Genomic DNA, 1165 nt, shown 5'->3' with positions numbered 1-1165 from the left:
CTCGTCGGCCTCGGGCTCGGGCTCGGCCTCGTCGGCGGGCCGCTCGTCCTGCTTCTTGCGGGCGGGCGGCGCGGCGGCCGGCTGCGGCGGCTGGAAGACCACCATGGTCGGCGGCTGGAACGTCACGCCCGGCACGCCCACCGACGACGCGGGCTCGTTCTCGTCCGGCTGCGGCTCGGCGCCCGGCACGGCAGGGACGCCCGGGACCTGCGGCACGGCGGAGCCGACGGCGGCCTCCTCGGGGGCGGCCGAGGCGCCGGCGGCGCGCTTGCGCGTCCGGGCGCGGGTCGTCTTCGGAGCGGGCTCCTCGGCCGGGGCGGCCTCGACGCTCTCCGCGCTCTCGGCGGAGGTCGCGGTCTCCTCGGCGGGGGCGGACGCGGCGCGGGTGGCGGTGCGGCGGCGGGTTCGGGTGCGCTTGGCAGCCCCCTCGTCCTCGGCCGGGGTCTCCTGCGCGGGCTGCGGGGCCTGCGCGGCCTCGGCAGGCACGCTCTCGGCAGGCGCGGCGGGCTGCGCGGCCTCGGTGCGGGCCTCGATCTCCTCGGGGTCCGGCGGCGGGGCGGCGGGACGCGTGGCGGCGCGGCGGCGCGTGGTGCGCGTCACCTTCACGGCGGGCTCGGACACCTCGTCCTTCTCCGCCGGCGCGCCGGTCTCGGCGGACGCCTCCGGAGCGGCGGCGGACGCGCGCGTCCGGCGGGTGGTCCCGCGCTTGGCGGGCCCGGTCCCGTTCTCGGCCGCTGCCGGGGCCTCGGTGGCGGACGCCTCGGCGGCGCCCTCCTCGACCTCGGGCGGCGGCGCGGCGGCACGGGTCGCGGCGCGGCGGCGGGTGGTCTTGACCACCTTCACCTCGGTCGCGCCCTCGGTCGCGGTGGCGGCCGCCCGGGTCGTCTTGCGGGCGCGGGCCGGCTTCTTCGCCGGGGTCTCGCTCGCCACGGCCTCGTCCGCGTCCGGCGGCGGACCCGCCGGGCGGCTGGCCGCGCGGCGGCGCGTGGTGGTCACGGCGGGACGCGAATCCTCGGGGCCCTCGGCCCCGGTGGCCGAATCGGCTTCGTTCTCAAGCATGCGGGCTTCTCCCGTCAGGCTCCCGGGCGCGACCGCACGCCCCGCCGGTGAGGGCGGTTCGCCGCGGTGCGCCGCACGGGAGATAGGAAGAGCGTCGTGGAGGGAC

The 1165-nt window shown here is 80.7% G+C and carries 1 pseudogene; it reads right to left on the bottom strand.

Features of this window, described 5'->3' with window-relative positions:
- A pseudogene (locus AB0J52_RS41590) lies at nt 1-1059 on the bottom strand (hypothetical protein); the annotation flags it as partial.
- Between the last annotated feature and the right edge of the window lie 106 nt (nt 1060-1165).

Origin of the sequence: Spirillospora sp. NPDC049652, from assembly GCF_040675125.1 — a bacterium.
Lineage (GTDB): Bacteria > Actinomycetota > Actinomycetes > Streptosporangiales > Streptosporangiaceae > Spirillospora.
The sequence above is the reverse complement of the archived record's forward strand: the minus strand, read 5'-3'. Positions and strand labels throughout refer to the sequence as shown.